The organism is Corallococcus carmarthensis (assembly GCF_003611695.1).
GTDB classification, from domain to species: domain Bacteria; phylum Myxococcota; class Myxococcia; order Myxococcales; family Myxococcaceae; genus Corallococcus; species Corallococcus carmarthensis.
Genome location: NZ_RAWE01000211.1, coordinates 1 through 17,744 on the forward strand (window position 1 = coordinate 1; position 17,744 = coordinate 17,744).

Below are 17,744 nucleotides of genomic sequence, written 5' to 3' on the forward strand. Positions count from 1 at the left end.
CGCCACGGGGACGGAGGGGGCCGGTTCCGCCGGGGGCTGCTGGGTTCCGCGCAGCACGACGACGCCCGCGGCGCCCAGCCCCACCAGCAGGCACACCCCGAAGAGGGCGATGCCCAGGCCCTTGTTGGACTTCTTCTCCGGAAGGCCGCTGGCCTCGTCCACGGAGATGTCCAGCGCCATGGTGTTGGGCGCGGGCGTGGGGCCGGAGCCCAGCGCGGCGTGGGAACCGGTGTGGATGCCGCTGTGCGGACCGCTGTGGGGGCCGGAGCCCACCGCGTTGAGGCCGGTGCGCGTGGCGAAGACGCCGCTGACGCCGGACGCGGAGGCCGCGGTGCGCATGCCCTGGAGCACGGCGTCCATGGACGCGTAGCGGTCCACGGGGCGCTTGGCCAGGCACTTCATCACCAGCGCCTCCACCTCCGCGGGGACGTTGTGGTCCGGCCACACGGTGTGGAAGGGGGGCGGCGGGTCGTTGATGTGCTTGACGATGACGTCGATGCTCTGCGCCGCCTGGAAGGGCGGCCGGCCCATCAGCACCTGGTAGAGCACCACGCCCAGGCTGTACACGTCGCTGCGCGGATCCGCGATGTTGCGCGCCTGCTCCGGCGCCATGTACTGCGGCGAGCCCAGGATGACGCCCGCCTGCGTGAGGGTGGTGTCCTCCTTCATGGCGGCGTCGCCCACGAAGGACTTCACCAGGCCGAAGTCCAGGACCTTGACCACGTCGTGGTCCGCTTCCTGGTTGAGGACCATCACGTTGGCGGGCTTGAGGTCGCGGTGGATGAGACCGACCTTGTGCGCCTCGCGCAGCGAGCGGGCCACCTGCTGCCCGATGGCGAGCGCGCGCTCCCACGGCAGCGGGCCTTCCTGGGTGAGCAGCTGCGACAGCGTCAGCCCCTCCAGGTACTCCATCGCGATGTAGTAGATGCCGTCTTCCGTCTTGCCGTAGTCGATGACGGTGACGGTGTTCGGATGGCGCAGCTTCGCGGTGACGCTGGCCTCCAGGAAGAAGCGCTTCTGGAAGCCGGGGTCCTTGCCCTCGCCGCTGTACTGCGGGTTGAGGACCTTGAGCGCCACCAGGCGGTCCAAGGGGGCCTGCATGGCCTTGTAGACGCGGCCCATGCCTCCGGCGCCAAGCGTCTCCAGGATGCGGAAGCGCTCGTTGAGGATCCGCCCGAGCAGGGGATCCGGCACGTCGGCGGGCGAGCCCTTGCGGGGGGCTTCGCTTTCGATCATGTGTTCCCCCAAGGCGAAGAGAAGGACCGCATACGTCGTTTCGGACCCGGCGGATGCTAGCACCGCCTTGGAAAACCGCCCAAGAGACGTGCCGCTATCATCGCCGCGCGCGGGCCCCGAGTTTCCGGCCCGCGCCACGCGCTCGCACTCCCGCACTTCCCGTGCTGCCGTGTCCCCGGGTGGATTGGAAAACGCGGAAATCAGCGTCCGTTGCCGCACAGTCCGTGGGCACTGGTGCGTCGCGTCATCCCAGGTGGAGCAGGCGCGGGCGGGTTAGGGTTTCCCGCATGAACGCCCAGCTGTCCGCGCTGTTGTCGTCGGCGCCGCGCCATCCGCGGCGGGTGGTGTGCCTGACGGAGGAGACGACGGAGGTGCTCTACCGCATTGGCGCGGGGGACCTGGTCGTCGGCGTGTCGGGGTTCACGGTGCGGCCGCCGGAGGCGCGCAAGAAGCCCCGGGTCAGCTCGTTCCTGGACGCGAACTTCGAGCGGATATTGGAGCTCAAGCCGGACCTGGTGCTGGGCTTCAGCGACCTGCAGGCGGACATCGGCCGGGAGCTGTGCAAGCGCGGGGTGCCCGTGTACCTGTTCAACCAGCGCTCGCTCGCGGAGATATTGCAGGCGGTGCGGCTGACCGGGGCGCTGGTGGGGCGGGCGGAGCTGGCGGAGGCGCTGGCGGTGGAGCTGGAGAAGAACCTGGAGCGTCACTCGGACGCGGCGCAGTCCCTGCCGAGGCGGCCGCGCATCTTCTTCGAGGAGTGGCACGAGCCGCTCATCTCCGGCATCCGCTGGTGTTCGGAGCTGGTGGAGGTGGTGGGCGGGGTGGACGTGTGCCAGGAGTCGCGCGCGTCGCAGGGCGCGAAGGGCCGCATCTTCGACCCGGCGGAGGTGGCGAAGCGCGACCCGGAGGGCGTCATCGCGAGCTGGTGCGGGCGCAAGGCGAAGCGCGAGAAGATCGCCGCCCGGCCGGGTTGGCAAAGCGTGCGCGCGGTGGTGGACGACCAGCTCTACGAGGTGAGGAGCAGCTACATCCTCCAGCCGGGGCCGGCGGCGCTGACGGACGGGGTGGATCAGCTGGCCCGCATCGTGGCGGCCGTCGCGAAGGGGGAGAAGCTGCCCATGGCCCGGCCGGGAGATCTGCGCACCGCGCTGGTGTGAGCGGAGGCTGGCGGCAAGGGCGGCGCATGACAGGATGCGCGCGTGCCGCTCCCATTGCCCGTCCTGCTGGTCACCGTGCTCACCGTGATGGGCACGCCGTCGGGAGCGCCTTCGCGTTGGGAAGGCGCCATGGCCCAGGCCGCTGGCGCGCAGTCGCCCGAGCCCGAAGGCTCCGGCAAGCCGGAGGACGAGGTTCCGCCGGATGCGCCCGTGCGCTCGCCGGACGTCGAACCATCTGGCGTGTCGAACACGGAGGTCGCGGCGCCGCCTCGCGCTGAGCAGGTCCCGGTGGGACCGGAGGGCATGCAGGCGCCCGCGGCCGCCACGGACGCCGAGCGCACGAAGAACTACGAGGACGCGCTCATCGCCTGGGGCCTGGGCGAGGTCGAGCGCCAGGTGGAGCCCGCCCCCGAAGGCCAGGTGCTGGAGGAGGTGCTCGTCACCGCGGAGGAGGTGGTCGCACCGATGGATCCGTATCCATCGCTGCTCAACATCTTCCACGTCCGCACCCGCGACGAGATCGTCCGCCAGGAGGTGCTGATCGCGCCGGGGCAGCCGTACTCGGAGGCGCTCGTCGCGGAGTCGGTGCGCAACCTGCGCAAGCTGGGCCTGTTCTCCGTCGTGCGCGCGGTGCCGGTGAAGGGCAGCGCGCCGGGCAAGGTGGCGCTGCTGCTGGTCACCAAGGACCTGTGGTCGCTGCGGCTCAACAACGAGTTCTCCGCCGTGGGCTCGCTGCTGCTCTACCTGCGGTTGCAGGGCACGGAGCAGAACTTCCTGGGGCGCGGCAAGAAGGTGGCGCTGGACTTCATCATGCGCCTGGACACGTTCAGCTTCGGCCAGAGCTACACGGACAAGCGCGTGCTCGGCAGCCGGTGGTCGCTGACGGAGTCCGCCGCGGTGCTCATCAACCGCGACACGGGCCGCGCGGAGGGCTCGCGCGGAAGCCTCGTCGTCAGCCGGCCGCTGTATGCGCTGGCCACGCCGTGGAGCCTGAGCACGTCCGTGGCGTGGAACATGGAGACCGCGCGCCAGTTCCGGGGCGCGGACATCTGGCAGCTCCCGTTCCCGGACGGGGACCCCGTGCCGTACATCTACAACACGCGCGAGGTGGCCGCGGGCGCCACGTACACGCGCTCCTACGGCCAGCGCTACAAGTGGAACGTGGGCGTGGGCGCGGGGGCCTACCACTACGCCTATGCCGCGCCGGTGGCCTCGCAGCTCACCGACGCGCAGACGGACTGGTTCCGCCGCAACTACCTGCCGCGCGCGGAGGACGCCGGTTACGCGAACGTCTCCCTCAGCGCCTTCGAAGCCCGCTACGCCGTCTTGCGCAACGTGGACTCGTTCACGCTGTCGGAGGACTTCCAGCTGGGGCACTCGGTGGTGGCCACGCTGCGCTACGCGCCCCCGGTGTTCCCGTCCGCGGCGCACTTCGCGCAAGGGGGGCTGTCCCTGCGCTACCGCTTGCACTGGGGCGACGCGCTCACCACCGCGTCCGCGGCCGCGTCCATCCGCCAGCAGCTCAGCGCCGACCAGCCCGGCGTGAAGGAGGGCTGGACGAACCGCCGCTGGGCCGCGGAGCTGGTGCAGGTGTCGCCGCGCGTGCTCGGGGGCCGCTTCGTGGCGCGAGGCCTGCTGGACGTGAACATCGACGACCTGTCCGAGCGCGTGAGCCTCTTGGGTGGCAGCAACGGCCTGCGCGGCTCGGCGGTGGATGCGTACTCCGGCAAGCGGCTCTTGCTGGTGAATCTGGAGTACCGCACCGCGCCGCTCGTCGTGCGCACGGTGCACCTGGGTGGCGTGGTCTTCCTCGACTCCGGCAGCGCGTTCAACAAGCGGCCGGAGATGGTGACCACCGTGGGCGTGGGCCTGCGGCTGCTGTTCCCCCAGTTCAACGTGTTCCCGTTCCGCATCGACTTCGGCTACGTGCTCAACGGCGACCGTCCCCCCGTGGGCAGCCGCCTGTCGCTCAGCAGCGGGCAGGTGACGGACTACCGGCCGACGTTCCTCGACTCGCCCTGAAGCGGCTCCCGGGCGTCACCTGAGCCTCAGGGCGGCTCGACGCGCAGCAGCTCGCGGAATCAGCGGAGCGGGGACACGTCCTTGAACTGCACTCCCGTGGCGCCGATGGCTTCCAGCGCGAGCTTGATGTCCTCGGAGACGATGAGCGCGATGAGCCAGCCCCAGGTGCGGAAGACCTTCGCGTCCCCGGCCCTGGCCGGGTCGATGCGCAGCCGATGAACCGCTTGATAGGTGCCCACCCGCTCGGGCCTTCCATCCTCCGGCATCCAGTAACGAACCTCTCCTGAGGCGGTGTCGTCGATGCACTTCATGACGCGCACGACGTTGACGAGGAGGTACGGGTCCGGGGTGTCATCCAGCGCAACCGGAAACAGCTCCACGTCTCTGGGAGCCAGTCGAGACAGCACCTCCGCGACCCGCTGGGAAACGACAGGAACCGCCCCCGCATCCGCGAGCGAGAAGTCGAGCGCCCTTCCCCGCGCGTAGGACGGAACGCGCAGCGTCCCCTCCACACGCGCGGGAGTGCCTTGCATGAACAGCCAGGAACCGTGGTCCTGCCCCTGGGCATCCACGGGCGTCCCAAGCTCCCATCGGCCGGGAAGCGTCACATCGTCCGTGAGCTTGAAGTACCGAGGCGTCACACGGGCATCCTGACTCATCCACCACCCCGGGTGACCAGCTTGTTGAGCAAGGTGTTCTCCGTGGTGAGCTCCTTCGCGAGGATCCTCAGCGCCTCGGTCAGGTCGGCCCGGCACTGCTGAATCGTCCGGCATGTGCTGGTCGCGAGCCTCAGCCGTTCGAAGACCTCCTCGTGGTACTCCTGCGGATGTGGCCCCTTGTGCCCCGGAACGTGAACCTGGTTCTCCGGGGCATTCAGGGACATGCCCGCCTTGTCGAAGAGTTGTTGGTAGCGGGGCGTCCACGGGCCTCCGTTCGCGGTGGACGTGCTGAACTTGTCGGACGCGATGTGGTGCTTCGGCCCAGGCACGTCCACGGGCCCACCCGTCGCCGCTGCGCCCGGTGCCAGCGTGAGCAGGATGTCTCCCGTGGTGGACACGGCCACGGACCCCACCTGTGCGACAGCGCCAAGCCGGAAGCCTCCTTGCGCCACGCCCACGAGTGAGGCCTGTGCCGAACCGGGCAGGGTAGGCACCTTCGCGGCCAGCGTCTCCGCGGTGCTGCCCAGCGCCGCCGTGGCCAGCATGACGAAGGCCCGCGCGGCGTTCTCTCCCATCACCCTGCCGTACTGCTCACCCGCGTCCCGGAGCGCGTCGAAGGTCGTGGCCTCCGCCACTGCTTCCGCGAGCTGTATCCATCCCTGGATGAGGCTCCACACCGTGTCGACGCCCAGGTAGGCGATGAGCGCCGCCGTCAGGGTGGCGGCAACACCCTTGGACACCGGCTCCGGCAACAGCCACAGGCCCAGGTACAGGGCGCTGGTCGTGACGATCATCGAGAGCACCGCCTCGCGATCCGTCATGCCTCGCAGCGCGTCTTCCGTCTCGTCCCACACCGAATCCAACGCGATGGAGAAGGCGAGCGTGCGCTTGCCGTCCTCGTCCAGCGTGGACCCAAGCTCCAGGAGGTGGAGGCAATCGCCGGAGAGCGCCTTGCGATTGCACCAACGGCCATAGGCCGCTGTCAGTTCCTCCTCGGGAGCATCGGTGAGCCGGAGATGCCCTCGTCCTGGTTTCTGCACGGAGATGAGCCCCAGGTGTCCACGCACATGGGCATAAGGACGTGATGAGAGGGAGGCCACCAGCAGCCGCCGAGCTGTGTCCATCGGATGCGTGGAAACAGGCGCGGTGCGTGCGAGGTCCGCGACCGTCGCCACGAAGGCGGCTTCGTCCAGCGCCGGGGGCCGGACGTCCCGTTGCGGCGTGTGGACACGGCTGGGGCCTCGGCCCGTGCTGAGCCGCACGCTCCGGGACGCCGCACAGCCTGTTCCCACGAGCAGCATCCACGCGATGACGGCTGCGTGCGTCATCCAGACAGTGACAGCGGATCCACGAGGGCGGTGAGGTTTGCCCGGGACGCGGGGCTGAGTCATGGGGGAGGAACTCTACCCGGCATGAAACGCAACGCCGCTCTCACCAGCGCTCCTCAGCCGATACGAGCAAGGTAGCCGTCCTGCCTGTCCTGGATGATGCGCTCCCGCGGAACGAGCGGGTGTCCATCTCCTGCTGGGCGCTTTCAGGGCGGCTCGACGCGCAGCAGCTCGCGGAAGAGCACCTCCGCCACGTCGCGGAACAGCTCGCCGGACGCGAGCAGTCCGCCGCAGTGGTGCGGCTCGCGCGCCAGCGTCAGTGCCACCGACTTGCCCAGCACCGCCTCCCAGAAGGGCTCCGAGTCGGTGGGCAGGAGGAACTCGCGGATGACGGCCTTCGGCCACGGCAGCACGGTGGTGGGGTCCGCGTCGCTCAAGCTGGTGAAGCAGTCCAGGTCCACGTCCAGCAGCACGGCGGACGCGGCCTCCAGCACGTCGCGCACCGCGTCCGTGGGACCGGGGTGCAGGTACGCCTCCGCCGCGCGGTCCACGGTCGTCACCGTCACCAGCCGGTGGGTCCGGCCGCGCGTGTCCACGTAGGTGTCGCCGGAGAAGGAACCCCGGGGCCGGGTGCGCGCGATGATCAACGCGTCGCCCACGAGGTTCGCCTCCATGGCCGCGATGATGTGGTCGTAGTTGCGCACGTCCAGGCGCCACCGCGCGTGCTCGTCCAGCGCGCGCAGGCCGGCGGAGCGGTCCGGCATGTCGGCGGGGCGCTCGGGCACCACGATGTCCAGGTGCCGGTCCAGCGTGACGAGCAGGGCAGGGGGGCCCGCGTCGCCCAGGGCACAGGCCCACGCGGGCAGCGCGAGCCGGTGCGGGTCGAACACGTAGGCATCCGTCGGGCCACGGCCTCCGCCCAGGCTCAGCCGCACCACCCCCGCGAGGCGCAGGTGGCGCAGGGCGTCGTCATCATTCGGATTCATGGGGGTGGGAATCCTCTCCAGGGCCGGAGGTTGGGAGGGCCGCGCGGCGGCCGGAGTGTAGGCTTGCCCGCACCTTCCCGCGAAAGGAGCCCCGCCTCGCGCGGGGATTCAACTACGCATGCGTCAGGCCCTCACCGCCGCCGCGCTTCTCCTCATGAGCGCACCTTCCCTTGCCCAGGAGCGCAAGCCCTCCACCATGGCCCCTTCGCAAAAGCAGCCGGACACCTTCCTGCGCCAGTACGCCGAAACGCGCCGCTTCCAGAGCGGCCGCCCGGTGGGTACGCGCATCACGCCGGACGAGCAGTCCGTCCTCTTCCTGCGCACGTCCCCCACGTCCAACGTGCAGATGCTCTACGCGTTCGACGTGGCCAGCGGCCAGGCGCGTGAGCTCCTCACCCCGGAAGCCCTCCTCAAGGGCACCGAGGAGACGCTGTCCCCCGAGGAGAAGGCCCGCCGCGAGCGCATGCGCGTGAGCGCCCGGGGCTTCACCTCCTACAACCTCTCCGAGGACGGCACCCAGCTGCTGGTGCCCCTCTCCGGCCGCCTCTACGTCGTGGACCGCGCGACGGGGAAGTCCACGGAGGTGAAGACGGGCCCCGGCGTCATCGACCCGCGCCTGTCTCCGGACGGCAAGCAGGTGGCGTACGTGCGCGAGCACGACGTGTACCGGGTGGACCTGGCCGCCAACCAGGAGAAGCGCGTCACGCAGGGCGGCACCGCGCAGAAGACGCACGGCCTGGCGGAGTTCGTCGCACAGGAGGAGATGAGCCGCTTCTCCGGCTACTGGTGGAGCCCGGACGCGAAGTCCATCGCGTACACGGAGTCCGACACGGCCGACGTGGAGAAGCTCACCATCGTGGACGTGATGCACCCGGAGAAGGGCGGGGAGATCTTCCCGTACCCCCGCCCCGGCAAGGCCAACGCCAAGGTGCGCCTGGGCGTCACGCCCGTCACCGGCGGCAAGACGGTGTGGGCGCAGTGGGACGCGCAGAAGTACCCGTACCTGGCCACCGTGAAGTGGGACAAGGGTGGGCCGCTGACCCTCGTGGTGCAGAACCGCCTTCAGACGGAGGAGCAGGTGCTCGCGGTGGACCCGGCCACGGGCAAGACGCGCGTCCTCCTCACGGAGAAGGACAACGCCTGGGTGGAGCTGGCCCAGGACTTCCCGCTGTGGCTGGAGGATGGCTCCGGCTTCCTCTGGTACACCGAGCGCAACGGCGGCCCGGAGGTGGAGCTGCGCAAGGCGAGCGGTGAGCTGGACCGCTCCGTGGTGAAGCCGGACGCGGGCTACCGCAACCTGGCGCGCTTCGTCCAGGCGGACAAGACGCTGTTCTTCACCGGCGGCCCGAACCCCACGGAGAGCCACCTGTGGCGCGTGAAGGCCGGCGGCGCTCCGGAGCAGGTGGCCACCGGCACCAGCGGCCCGGCCGTGGAGGGCGGGCTCGTCTCCAAGAACGGCGGGCTCGTGGTCCTCAACACCCAGGGCCCCAAGAGCATGCCGCGCACCGTGGTCCTCAAGGGCGACGGCACGAAGCTGGGCGAGCTGCCGGAGGTGGCGCAGGAGCCGTCCTTCACGCCGAACTTCGAGATCCGCCAGGTGGGCGCGAAGAAGTTCTGGACCTCGCTGGTGAAGCCCCGGAACTTCAAGCCCGGCACCAAGCTGCCCGTCATCGTGGAGGTCTACGCGGGGCCCACGGTCACCGTGGTACACCAGTCCATGTCCGCGCACCTGCTCAGCCAGTGGTTCGCGGACCACGGCTTCCTGGTGGTGAAGGTGGACGGCCGCGGCACGCCGCTGCGCACCTCCGAGTGGAACCGCGCGGTGAAGAACGACTTCGCCACCATCACCCTGGATGATCAGATTGAAGCGGTGCAGGCGCTGGCGAAGGAAGTGCCGGAGATGGACCTGAGCCGCGTGGGGATCACCGGCTGGAGCTTCGGCGGCTACATGGCCGCGCTGGCCGCGCTGAAGCGCCCGGACTTCTTCAAGGCCGCGGTGTCCGGCGCCCCGGTGGTGGACTGGCGCGACTACGACACGCACTACACCGAGCGCTACCTGGGCCTGCCCGAGGAGACGCCCCAGGCCTATGAGGTCAGCAGCCTGCTGACGTACGCGAAGAAGGACAGTCCCATTGGCGCGCTGCTGCTCATCCACGGCACCGCGGACGACAACGTCTACTTCTTCCACACGCTGAAGCTGTCGGACGCGCTGTTCCGCGCGGGCAAGCCGCACCAGCTGCTGCCCCTGTCCGGCCTCACGCACATGGTGCCGGATCCGCTCATCACCGAGCGCCAGTACGAGCGCGTCATCGCCCACTTCGAACAGAACCTGAAGTAGGGCGGCGCACCCACGCCTGGAAAAGGCAGAGGCCCGGTTCCCTCAAGGGGGCCGGGCCTCTGTTGCTTCAACCAGTCCGTGAGGAATGGCTGAGACGCGTCACTTCACGCCGCGCGGACGTTCTGCGCCTGCAGGCCCTTCGGGCCCTTGGTGACTTCGAACTCCACCTTCTGGCCCTCGGCCAGGGTGCGGAACCCATCCATGTTGATGGCGGTGTGGTGGCAGAACACGTCCTCGCCGCCGCCGTCCTGGGTGATGAAGCCGAAGCCCTTCGCGTCGTTGAACCACTTCACGGTACCAGTTGCCATTGCGCTTCCTTGCGTTTGCAGGGCAGCCGTGGGGAAGGCCGCCCGTTCTGCCCGACGACCGGGGAGACAGGGCTATTTGTAGTGAAAGGGCCGACTGGAAGTCCAGCCGGCCCACCGGGAATGCCCGTCTTACGCCCCCGCGGTGTCATGTGCGGGGGAGTAAGTCAGATGTCGAGCAGCAGGCGCTCGGGGTCCTCGATGCACTCCTTCACGCGCACCAGGAACTGCACCGCTTCCCGGCCGTCCACCAGGCGGTGGTCGTACGTGAGGGCGATGTACATGATGGGCCGGATGACCACCTGGCCGTCGCGGGCCACGGGGCGGTCCACGATGTTGTGCATGCCCAGGATGCCCGTCTGCGGCGGGTTCAGGATGGGCGTGGACAGCATGGAGCCGAAGATGCCGCCGTTGGTGATGGTGAACGTGCCGCCCGTGAGGTCCGACATCGTGAGCTTGTCGTTGCGCGCACGGCCGCCGTAGTCACCGACCGTCTTCTCCAGGTCCGCGAGCGACAGCTTGTCCGCGTCACGCACCACCGGCACCACCAGGCCACGGCTGCCGCTCACGGCCACGCCGATGTCGTAGTAGTGCTTGAAGATGACGTCCTCGCCGTCGATCTCCGCGTTGATCTGCGGGAACGCCTTGAGGGCCTCCACGGACGCGCGGATGAAGAAGCTCATGAACCCGAGCTTCACCCCGTGCTTCGCCTGGAACTTGTCGTTGTACTTCTTGCGCAGCGCCATCACCTCGCCCATGTCCACCTCGTTGAAGGTGGTCAGCAGGGCGGCGTTGGACTGGGCCTGGAGCAGGCGCTCCGCGACGCGCTTGCGCAGCGGCGTCATGCGCACGCGCTCCTCGCGCGCGGCGTTGGGACGGGGACCGGACGGCGCGGCGGGGGCCGGGGGCGTGGACGGAGCGGCCGGGCGGTTCAGCTGACCCTGCACGTCCTCCTTCATGATGCGGCCACCGGTGCCGGAGCCCTTCAGCTGGCCCACGTCCACCCGGTTCTCCTCCGCCATCTTCTTGGCGGTGGGGGTGATGCGCGCGTCGCTGGCGGCCTGGGCCGGAGCCGCGGACACCGGCGCCGCGGCCTGGGCGGGCGCGGGCGTCGCGGCGGCGGCCGCGGGAGAGGCGCCAGCGCCGGCACCGGCCTCGATGGTGCCCAGCACGTCACCCACGCGGACCTTGTCGCCCTCCTTGAAGGCGATGGCCGCGATGCTGCCCGCGGCGGGAGACGGCACGTCGATGGTGACCTTGTCGGTCTCCAGCACGACGAGCGGCTCGTCCGCGGTGACAGACTCACCCTGCTTCTTGTTCCACTTGCCGACGACGGCCTCGGTGATGGATTCGCCGAGCGGGGGGACTTTCAGTTCAACGGCCATTCTGGGGTCCTCGGAGGATGGCTTCTTCGATGATGAGCTGCTGCTCGTAATCGTGCGTCTTCGTGAAACCGGTGGCGGGGCTGGCGGCCTCGGCGCGCCCGATGTAGCCCAGCTTCACCGTCTGCTGCTGCGAACGGCCGGACAGCAGGTCGTGCAGGCGGGGGAACATGAAGTGCCAGCCGCCCGCGTTGCGCGGCTCCTCCTGCACCCAGTACAGCTCCTGGAGCGCCGGCAGCTTCGCCACCAGGTTCGAAAGCTCGTCCTGCGGGAACGGGTAGAGCTGCTCCACCCGCACGATGGCGATGGAGTCGTCCTTGCGCTCGTCCCGGGCCTTGGCCAGGTCGTAGTACACCTTGCCGCTGCACAAGAGCAGCCGCTTCACCTTCGCGGCGTCCGCCTTCGCGTCCAGGATGACTTCCTGGAACGCGCCCGTGGCCAGCTCGTCCATGCGGCTGGTGGCCTCCGGACGGCGCAGCAGGCTCTTGGGCGACATGATGACCAGCGGCTTGCGCACGGGGCGCAGCACCTGGCGGCGCAGCAGGTGGAAGATCTGCGCGGGCGTGGTGGGGTAGCAGACCTGGAGGTTGTCCTCGGCGCACAGGTCCAGGAAGCGCTCCAGGCGCGCGCTGGAGTGCTCCGGGCCCTGGCCTTCGTAGCCGTGCGGCAGGAGCAGCGTGATGGCGCTCAGCCGGCGCCACTTGCTCTCCGCCGCGGCGATGAACTGGTCGATGATGATCTGCGCGCCGTTGGCGAAGTCACCGAACTGGGCCTCCCACAGGGTGAGGCCGTCCGGCACGTCCAGGCTGTAGCCGTAGTCGAAGCCCAGCACGCCCATCTCCGACAGGGGGCTGTTCCAGACGTTGAAGGTCGCCTTGCCGGTGGCGAACTGGCGCAGGGGCACGTACTCCGCGCCCGTCTGCGTGTCGTGCAGCACCGCGTGGCGGTGGCTGAAGGTGCCGCGTTCGCTGTCCTGGCCGGACAGGCGGATGCCGTAGCCCTCCGACAGGAGCGTCGCGTACGCCAGCGACTCGCCCTCGCTCCACTGGAGCTCCTCGCTCTCCAGCATGCCCTGGCGCTTCTTGAGGACCGTGCGCTCCACGTCGCGGTGCACGTTGAAGCCCTCCGGCGCGCTGGCCAGCTTCTGGAGCGCGTCACGCAAGGAGGCCTTGGCCACCGCCGTGGACACCTTGGGCGCGTTCTTCAGCAGGCCGCCCTTGTAGGGCTGCCACAGGCCTTCCAGCGCGTTGGGCTCCTTGAACTGGCTCTCCTGGCGGGCGCGGGTGAGCGCCGCGTCGAAGTCCTGGAAGCAGCGCTGCTTGAGTGCGTCCGACTCCTCCGCGCTGATGCGGCCGGCCTCCGCCAGCGACTTCGCGTACAGCGCGCGCACCGGCGGGTGCTTGCGGATGAGGTCGTACATCGCCGGCTGGGTGAAGGACGGGTCGTCGCCCTCGTTGTGGCCGTAGCGGCGGTAGCAGATGAGGTCCACGACCACGTCGCTCTTGAACGTCTGGCGGTACTCCGCCACGAGCCGCGCCACGTGGACGCACGCCTCCGGGTCATCCCCGTTCACGTGGAACACCGGGATGTCCAGCATCTGCGCGATGGCGGTGGAGTAGATGCTGGAGCGCGAGTCCGACGGGTCGGTGGTGAAGCCGACCTGGTTGTTGATGACGACGTGGACCGTGCCGCCCGTCGTGTAGCCCTTGAGGCCGGAGAAGTTGAGCGTCTCCTGGGTGACGCCCTGGCCGATGAACGCCGCGTCGCCGTGGATGAGCAGCGGCATCACGCCGGTGCGCTCGGTGTCCCCGCCGCGGTCCTGCTTGGCGCGCACGCGGCCCTCCACCACGGGGCCCACGCACTCCAGGTGGCTGGGGTTGAAGGCCAGCGACAGGTGCACGTTCTTGCCGGCGCGCGTGGTGTGGTCCGACGAGAAACCCATGTGGTACTTCACGTCGCCGCGGCCCAGGTACGCCTTGGGGTCCTTGGGGCCGTCGAACTCGCTGAAGATCTGATCCGGCTTCTTGCCCAGGATGTTGGTCAGCACGTTGAGGCGGCCGCGGTGGGCCATGCCGATGACCAGCTCCTTCAGGCCCATGCCGCTGCCCACTTCCAGCAGCGCGTCCAGCATGGGGATGAGCGACTCGCCGCCGTCCAGGCTGAAGCGCTTGGCGCCCACGTACTTCGTGTGCAGGAAGTTCTCGAAGCCCTCCGCGTACGACAGCTTGGTGAGGATGTGCCGCTGCTCCTCCACGGAGAACGGCGTGCGGTTGTCGCTGTGCTCCATGCGCTGCATGAGCCAGCGGCGGCGCTCGCTGTCGAGCATCTGCATGAACTCCACGCCGATGTGGCCGGAGTACGTGCGGCGCAGGCGCGTGACCAGGTCCGCCAGGCGCACGCGCTGCTGCGGGAAGACGTTGTTGCACTCCACCGCCTGCTCCAGCTCCTTCGGCGCGAAGTGGTTCTCGTCCATCAGCGCGACGTCCGCCACGTGGCCCAGCTGCGGGCGCGGACGGTCCAGCGGATCCAGCCGCGCGCGCAGGTGGCCGCGCAGCCGGAAGGCGGTGATGGCCTGATCCACCTTCGACTGCAGCCCGATGTCCTGCGCCGGAGCGACCGGCGCCTGGGGCGCGGCGGCGGCCGGGGCCTGCACGGCGGTGCCGTTCGCCTTGCCCTTGCCCTTGCCTTCCGGAGCGGCGGGGGCGGGAGCCTCCAGCTGCTTCGCGTTGAAGATGGGGCGGCCCGTGCCGTTGTTGCGCTCGAACACCTCTCGCCAGCTCGCGTCCACGCTGCCGGGGTCATCGAGGAAGCGGGCGTAGAGCCCCTCGATGAAGTCGATGTTGGCACCAGAGAGGAAGCTGTCCTGGAAATTCGCCATGGCGGGGGTCTTTTACTGGATGGGCGCCGCGTTGGGGGGTTTTCGGGTCAGGTTTGTTGAAGCGCGTCATGCCCGGCTGCCTGTCTTCGCTCAAGGGAGCAGCTGGAGTCATGCGCTGCGTGAGGCCAGCTTCACCGAGCGCCGGATTTCCCTTGCTGGGAGGAGCTCAAAGGAGGGGCCAGGCCCCTGGGCATGCTGAACAGACGTACATCCGGGGCGGAAGAGACACGGGGTCCGGGGGCCCCCAGCGCGGTTCAGGAGTGGTAAGCACACGCCCCCCTTTCCTCTCCAACCGAGAACGTACCGACATGCTCCTCCAGGGCAAGAAGCTGCTCATCACCGGCGTGCTGACCCCGCAGTCGTTGGCCTTTGGCGTCGCGGAGCACGCGATCGCGCAGGGCGCCGAGGTCATCCTCACCGGCTTTGGCCGGGCGAAGTCCCTCACCGAGCGCAGCGCGAAGCGGCTCAAGCCCGGCACGGAGGTGCTGGAGCTGGACGTGACGAACCCGGCGCACTTTCCGGCGCTGACGGAGGCGCTGCGCCAGAAATGGGGCCGCGTGGACGGCGTGCTGCACGCCATCGCGTTCGCGCCCGAGGACGCGCTGGGCGGCAACTTCCTCAACACGCCGTGGGAGAGCGCGCAGACCGCGTTCCGCATCTCCACCTTCTCCGTGAAGGAGCTGGCGGTGGCGTGCGCGCCGCTGATGCCGCCGGGCGGCTCCATCGTGGCGCTGGACTTCGACAACCGGCAGGCGTGGCCCATCTATGACTGGATGGGCGTGTGCAAGGCGGCCATGGAGGCCACCGTGCGCTACCTGGCGCGCGACCTGGGGCCCAAGGGCATCCGCGTCAACGCGCTCGCGGCGGGTCCGCTGGCCACCATCGCGGCCAAGGGCATCCCCGGCTTCAAGGCGCTGGCGCAGTACTGGGGCAAGCAGGCGCCGCTGGGCTGGAGCGACAAGGACAGCCACGACCACGTGGCGAAGACGGCCTGTGCACTTCTGTCCGATTGGCTGTCGTCCACCACCGGCGAGATGATTCACGTGGACGGCGGCTACCACGCGGTGGGCGCACCCCCAGTAGAGACCGTGGAAGCACCGCCGGAAGGGGTCCCAACGAACCCCACGCCCAAGGAAGGCTGAAGCCATCCAACCTTGTCTGAAAATCCAGACATTCGCCTGCCAGGCTTCCCGGCGGACGGGGGCCCCCCGCTTCCGCCGATTGGATCGCTCACGGTAGGATCACCCATGCAGCGCAGGACATCTCCGCACCCCGCGGAGCCTGTGCGAGGAGCCGTGGCACAGTGAGCACCAACGTCTTGCTGGTGGACGACAGCCCCACCGTCCGCAACATCCTCAAGATCTACCTGATGAACCTCAAGGTCAGCATCGTGGAGGCGGAGGACGCGCAGCGCGCGCTGCAGCTCTTGCGGTTGGTGCCGGTGAGCGTGGTGATCGCCGACATCAACATGCCGAACATGGACGGCATCACCTTCGTGAAGGAGGTGCGCGCCAGCGCTCAGGCGCAGGTGCAGAAGGTGCCGGTCATCCTCCTGACGGCGGAGAAGGGCGAGGACCTGCGCCAGCGCGGTTCGGCGGCGGGGGCCAACGCCTTCATCCAGAAACCGGTGTCGCACGACGAGCTGACCAAGACCGTGCGCCAGTTCCTGAACGGGGGCTGAAACCGTGAGCCTGCCGACCCTGCTGCTGGTCGATGACAGCGACGCCATCCTGGCGCTGGAGCGGGCCATCCTCTCCGGGCACTACACCATCCACACGGCCAGCAACGGCCGTGAGGCGCTGGACAAGGTGGGGCGGCTTCATCCGGCGGCGGTGCTGCTGGACCTGTCCATGCCGGAGATGGACGGGGACGAAGTCCTCCAGCGGATGAAGGCGGACACGGGCACGGCGCACATCCCGGTCATCATCATCTCTTCGGAGAAGCAGCGCGCGGAGGCGTGCCTGGGGCTGGGCGCGGAGGCGTTCCTGCCCAAGCCCTTCCGCGCGGATGAACTGCTGGCCCGCGTGGGCGAGGCGCTGGAGAACGCGCGGCGCCGCTCGCGGTCCGGGGCCCTGCTGGTGCTGCGGCTCCACGTGGGCGAGCGCGAGTTCGCCGTGCCGCTGGACTCCGTGAAGGAGGTCCTGCTCCAGCCGTTGACGCGGCCCTTGCCCACCGGTCCTTCCTACCTGCGCGAATACGTGGAGCTGCGCGGCCAGGCGGTGTGCGTGCTGGACGTGGCGCTGCGGCTGGGCGTGGAGCACGGGGTGCCCCTCGCGGAGCGGATGCTGGTGGTCATCGAAGCCGACGGCGTGTCGCTGGCGCTCACCGTGGACACGGTGAAGGACCCGGAGGAGTTCCAGGCGAGCGACATCGACCGGCGCGAGAAGGTGGGCGGCGCCGAGCACGGCCTGTTGCGGGAAGGGCTCGTGGGCATGCTGCGCGCCGGCGGCCGCGCGCTGCCCATCCTGGATCCGAAGGTCTTCATCGCGCGGGGACTCCTGCGCGACCTGCCCGCGCTGCTCGCGCCGGTGGAGGAAGAGCGGAGCGCATGAGTGCGGGGCTCGACCCGAGGCTTCTGGCCCGTGCCCGGGAAGTGGTGGCGGACACCACCGGCTTCCGGGACGACGCCATCGCCCAGGAGGCGGTGGAGCGCGTCTTGCGGGCGGAGCTGGCCCGGGGGCGCGTGCCCACGGAGGTCCTGAGCGAGCTGCAGCAGCTGGGGTCGCCCCTGGCCTACACGCTGGTGCGCGCGGTGCTGGTGGGGGAGACGTACTTCTTCCGCCAGCCGGAGCACTTCCGCTACATCACGCAGCAGGGCATCCCGTCCGCGCTGCGCCACGGCGCCATGCACCTGCGCGCCTGGAGCGCCGGGTGCGCCACCGGCGAGGAGGCCTATTCGCTGGCCGCGTGTCTGCTGGCGTGCGCGCCCGCGGGGATGCCGCTGGAGGTGGTGGGCACGGACCTGCACGAGGCCAGCCTGGAGGCCGCGCGGCGCGGCACCTACGGCGCGTGGTCCCGGCGCGAATCCGCCCCCGCGCTGCACCCCGTCTATGAGCTCCACAACGGGCGTCAGGTCTCCATCCTCCCGGAGGTGCGCAAGGTGACGCGCTTTGCTCCGGCGAACCTGCTGGCGCCGCTGCCGGAGCGCTTCGGGCTGTTCGACTTCATCCTCTGCCGCAACGTGCTCACGTACTTCTCTTCATCCGCGCGCGACGCGGCCATCGTCCACCTGGCTCGGGCCCTGGCGCCGGGGGGCCTGATGTTCCTGGGCACGGTGGAGGTGGACCGCGCGCCGCCGGGGCTCACGCGCGAGGGGCCTCCGGAGCTGCAGGCCTTCCGCAAGCCCCGCCTGGAGGAGCGCACCTTCGCGCAGCTGCCCGCGGCGCTGCCCGTGGCCATGCCGCGCATGACGCCCACGCCCCGGCGGCTGTCCGCGCCGATGCCCGCCCTGCC

The 17,744-nt window shown here is 69.7% G+C and carries 14 protein-coding genes; 7 read left to right on the top strand and 7 right to left on the bottom strand.

Annotation, left to right across the window (positions count from 1 at the left end):
• Nucleotides 1–1,236, bottom strand: a 1,236-nt coding sequence (locus D7X32_RS35830) for a serine/threonine-protein kinase (RefSeq protein WP_147450398.1), incomplete at its 3' end; no start/stop codon positions are given.
• 287 nt (nt 1,237–1,523) lie between these two features.
• On the opposite strand from D7X32_RS35830, the gene D7X32_RS35835 reads away from it, so the two are divergent.
• Nucleotides 1,524–2,393 carry a cobalamin-binding protein gene (locus D7X32_RS35835; protein ID WP_120607035.1) on the top strand — a complete coding sequence of 290 codons (870 nt, stop codon included), beginning with the start codon at nt 1,524–1,526 and terminating at the stop codon, nt 2,391–2,393.
• A 303-nt stretch (nt 2,394–2,696) separates the two neighbouring features.
• Nucleotides 2,697–4,415 (top strand): BamA/TamA family outer membrane protein, encoded by a 1,719-nt coding sequence (locus tag D7X32_RS35840; RefSeq protein ID WP_244239368.1) that lies wholly within the window; start codon nt 2,697–2,699, stop codon nt 4,413–4,415.
• A gap of 59 nt (nt 4,416–4,474) precedes the next feature.
• On the opposite strand, the gene D7X32_RS35845 is transcribed toward D7X32_RS35840, so the two are convergent.
• The 3 genes from D7X32_RS35845 to D7X32_RS35855 all read right to left on the bottom strand — a co-directional run bounded on the left by D7X32_RS35845 (nt 4,475) and on the right by D7X32_RS35855 (nt 7,388).
• Nucleotides 4,475–5,056, bottom strand: coding sequence for an imm11 family protein (locus tag D7X32_RS35845; RefSeq protein ID WP_120607037.1), 582 nt, complete (start codon nt 5,054–5,056; stop codon nt 4,475–4,477).
• Nucleotides 5,057–5,070: 14 nt separating this feature from the next.
• The gene (locus tag D7X32_RS35850) at nt 5,071–6,402 is read right to left on the bottom strand and encodes an AHH domain-containing protein (RefSeq protein ID WP_120607038.1); all 1,332 of its coding nucleotides are present in this window, start codon (nt 6,400–6,402) and stop codon (nt 5,071–5,073) included.
• Between the two features lie 206 nt (nt 6,403–6,608).
• Nucleotides 6,609–7,388: a UPF0489 family protein gene (locus D7X32_RS35855; RefSeq protein WP_120607039.1), complete on the bottom strand. Its 780-nt coding sequence runs from the start codon at nt 7,386–7,388 to the stop codon at nt 6,609–6,611.
• A 118-nt stretch (nt 7,389–7,506) separates the two neighbouring features.
• On the opposite strand from D7X32_RS35855, the gene D7X32_RS35860 reads away from it, so the two are divergent.
• Nucleotides 7,507–9,726: a S9 family peptidase gene (locus D7X32_RS35860; RefSeq protein WP_120607040.1), complete on the top strand. Its 2,220-nt coding sequence runs from the start codon at nt 7,507–7,509 to the stop codon at nt 9,724–9,726.
• Nucleotides 9,727–9,830: 104 nt separating this feature from the next.
• Here D7X32_RS35860 and D7X32_RS35865 read toward each other — a convergent pair whose 3' ends face one another.
• The 3 genes from D7X32_RS35865 to D7X32_RS35875 all read right to left on the bottom strand — a co-directional run bounded on the left by D7X32_RS35865 (nt 9,831) and on the right by D7X32_RS35875 (nt 14,291).
• The gene (locus D7X32_RS35865) at nt 9,831–10,034 is read right to left on the bottom strand and encodes a cold-shock protein (RefSeq protein WP_014397260.1); all 204 of its coding nucleotides are present in this window, start codon (nt 10,032–10,034) and stop codon (nt 9,831–9,833) included.
• Nucleotides 10,035–10,198: 164 nt separating this feature from the next.
• Complete coding sequence (gene odhB / locus D7X32_RS35870) at nt 10,199–11,416, bottom strand: 2-oxoglutarate dehydrogenase complex dihydrolipoyllysine-residue succinyltransferase (RefSeq protein WP_120607041.1); 1,218 nt, start codon at nt 11,414–11,416, stop codon at nt 10,199–10,201.
• Nucleotides 11,406–14,291, bottom strand: a complete 2,886-nt coding sequence (locus tag D7X32_RS35875; RefSeq protein ID WP_120607042.1) for a 2-oxoglutarate dehydrogenase E1 component — start codon at nt 14,289–14,291, stop codon at nt 11,406–11,408. Before D7X32_RS35875 ends, odhB begins: the two co-directional genes overlap by 11 nt.
• A gap of 308 nt (nt 14,292–14,599) precedes the next feature.
• Between D7X32_RS35875 and fabI the strand changes: the two genes are divergently transcribed.
• From fabI to D7X32_RS35895, 4 genes are all read left to right on the top strand, one after another.
• A complete protein-coding gene (gene fabI / locus D7X32_RS35880) occupies nt 14,600–15,433 on the top strand; it encodes an enoyl-ACP reductase FabI (RefSeq protein ID WP_120607043.1) in 834 nt (277 codons plus the stop codon).
• Between the two features lie 161 nt (nt 15,434–15,594).
• Nucleotides 15,595–15,972: a response regulator gene (locus tag D7X32_RS35885; protein WP_120551025.1), complete on the top strand. Its 378-nt coding sequence runs from the start codon at nt 15,595–15,597 to the stop codon at nt 15,970–15,972.
• Nucleotides 15,973–15,976: 4 nt separating this feature from the next.
• Nucleotides 15,977–16,843, top strand: a complete 867-nt coding sequence (locus tag D7X32_RS35890) for a response regulator (protein WP_120607044.1) — start codon at nt 15,977–15,979, stop codon at nt 16,841–16,843.
• On the top strand, nt 16,840–17,744 hold a 905-nt coding region (locus D7X32_RS35895; RefSeq protein ID WP_244239367.1), incomplete at its 3' end, for a CheR family methyltransferase. The genes D7X32_RS35890 and D7X32_RS35895, both read left to right, overlap by 4 nt.

What these genes read in the sequence shown, in the direction of transcription:
- D7X32_RS35835 (WP_120607035.1), top strand. Translation starts at nt 1,524, where the DNA reads ATGAACGCCCAGCTGTCCGCGCTGTTGTCGTCGGCGCCGCGCCATCCG.
- D7X32_RS35840 (WP_244239368.1), top strand. Translation starts at nt 2,697, where the DNA reads ATGCAGGCGCCCGCGGCCGCCACGGACGCCGAGCGCACGAAGAACTAC.
- D7X32_RS35850 (WP_120607038.1), bottom strand. Translation starts at nt 6,402, where the DNA reads ATGACGCACGCAGCCGTCATCGCGTGGATGCTGCTCGTGGGAACAGGC.
- D7X32_RS35855 (WP_120607039.1), bottom strand. Translation starts at nt 7,388, where the DNA reads ATGAATCCGAATGATGACGACGCCCTGCGCCACCTGCGCCTCGCGGGG.
- D7X32_RS35860 (WP_120607040.1), top strand. Translation starts at nt 7,507, where the DNA reads ATGCGTCAGGCCCTCACCGCCGCCGCGCTTCTCCTCATGAGCGCACCT.
- D7X32_RS35865 (WP_014397260.1), bottom strand. Translation starts at nt 10,034, where the DNA reads ATGGCAACTGGTACCGTGAAGTGGTTCAACGACGCGAAGGGCTTCGGC.
- odhB (WP_120607041.1), bottom strand. Translation starts at nt 11,416, where the DNA reads ATGGCCGTTGAACTGAAAGTCCCCCCGCTCGGCGAATCCATCACCGAG.
- D7X32_RS35875 (WP_120607042.1), bottom strand. Translation starts at nt 14,291, where the DNA reads ATGGCGAATTTCCAGGACAGCTTCCTCTCTGGTGCCAACATCGACTTC.
- fabI (WP_120607043.1), top strand. Translation starts at nt 14,600, where the DNA reads ATGCTCCTCCAGGGCAAGAAGCTGCTCATCACCGGCGTGCTGACCCCG.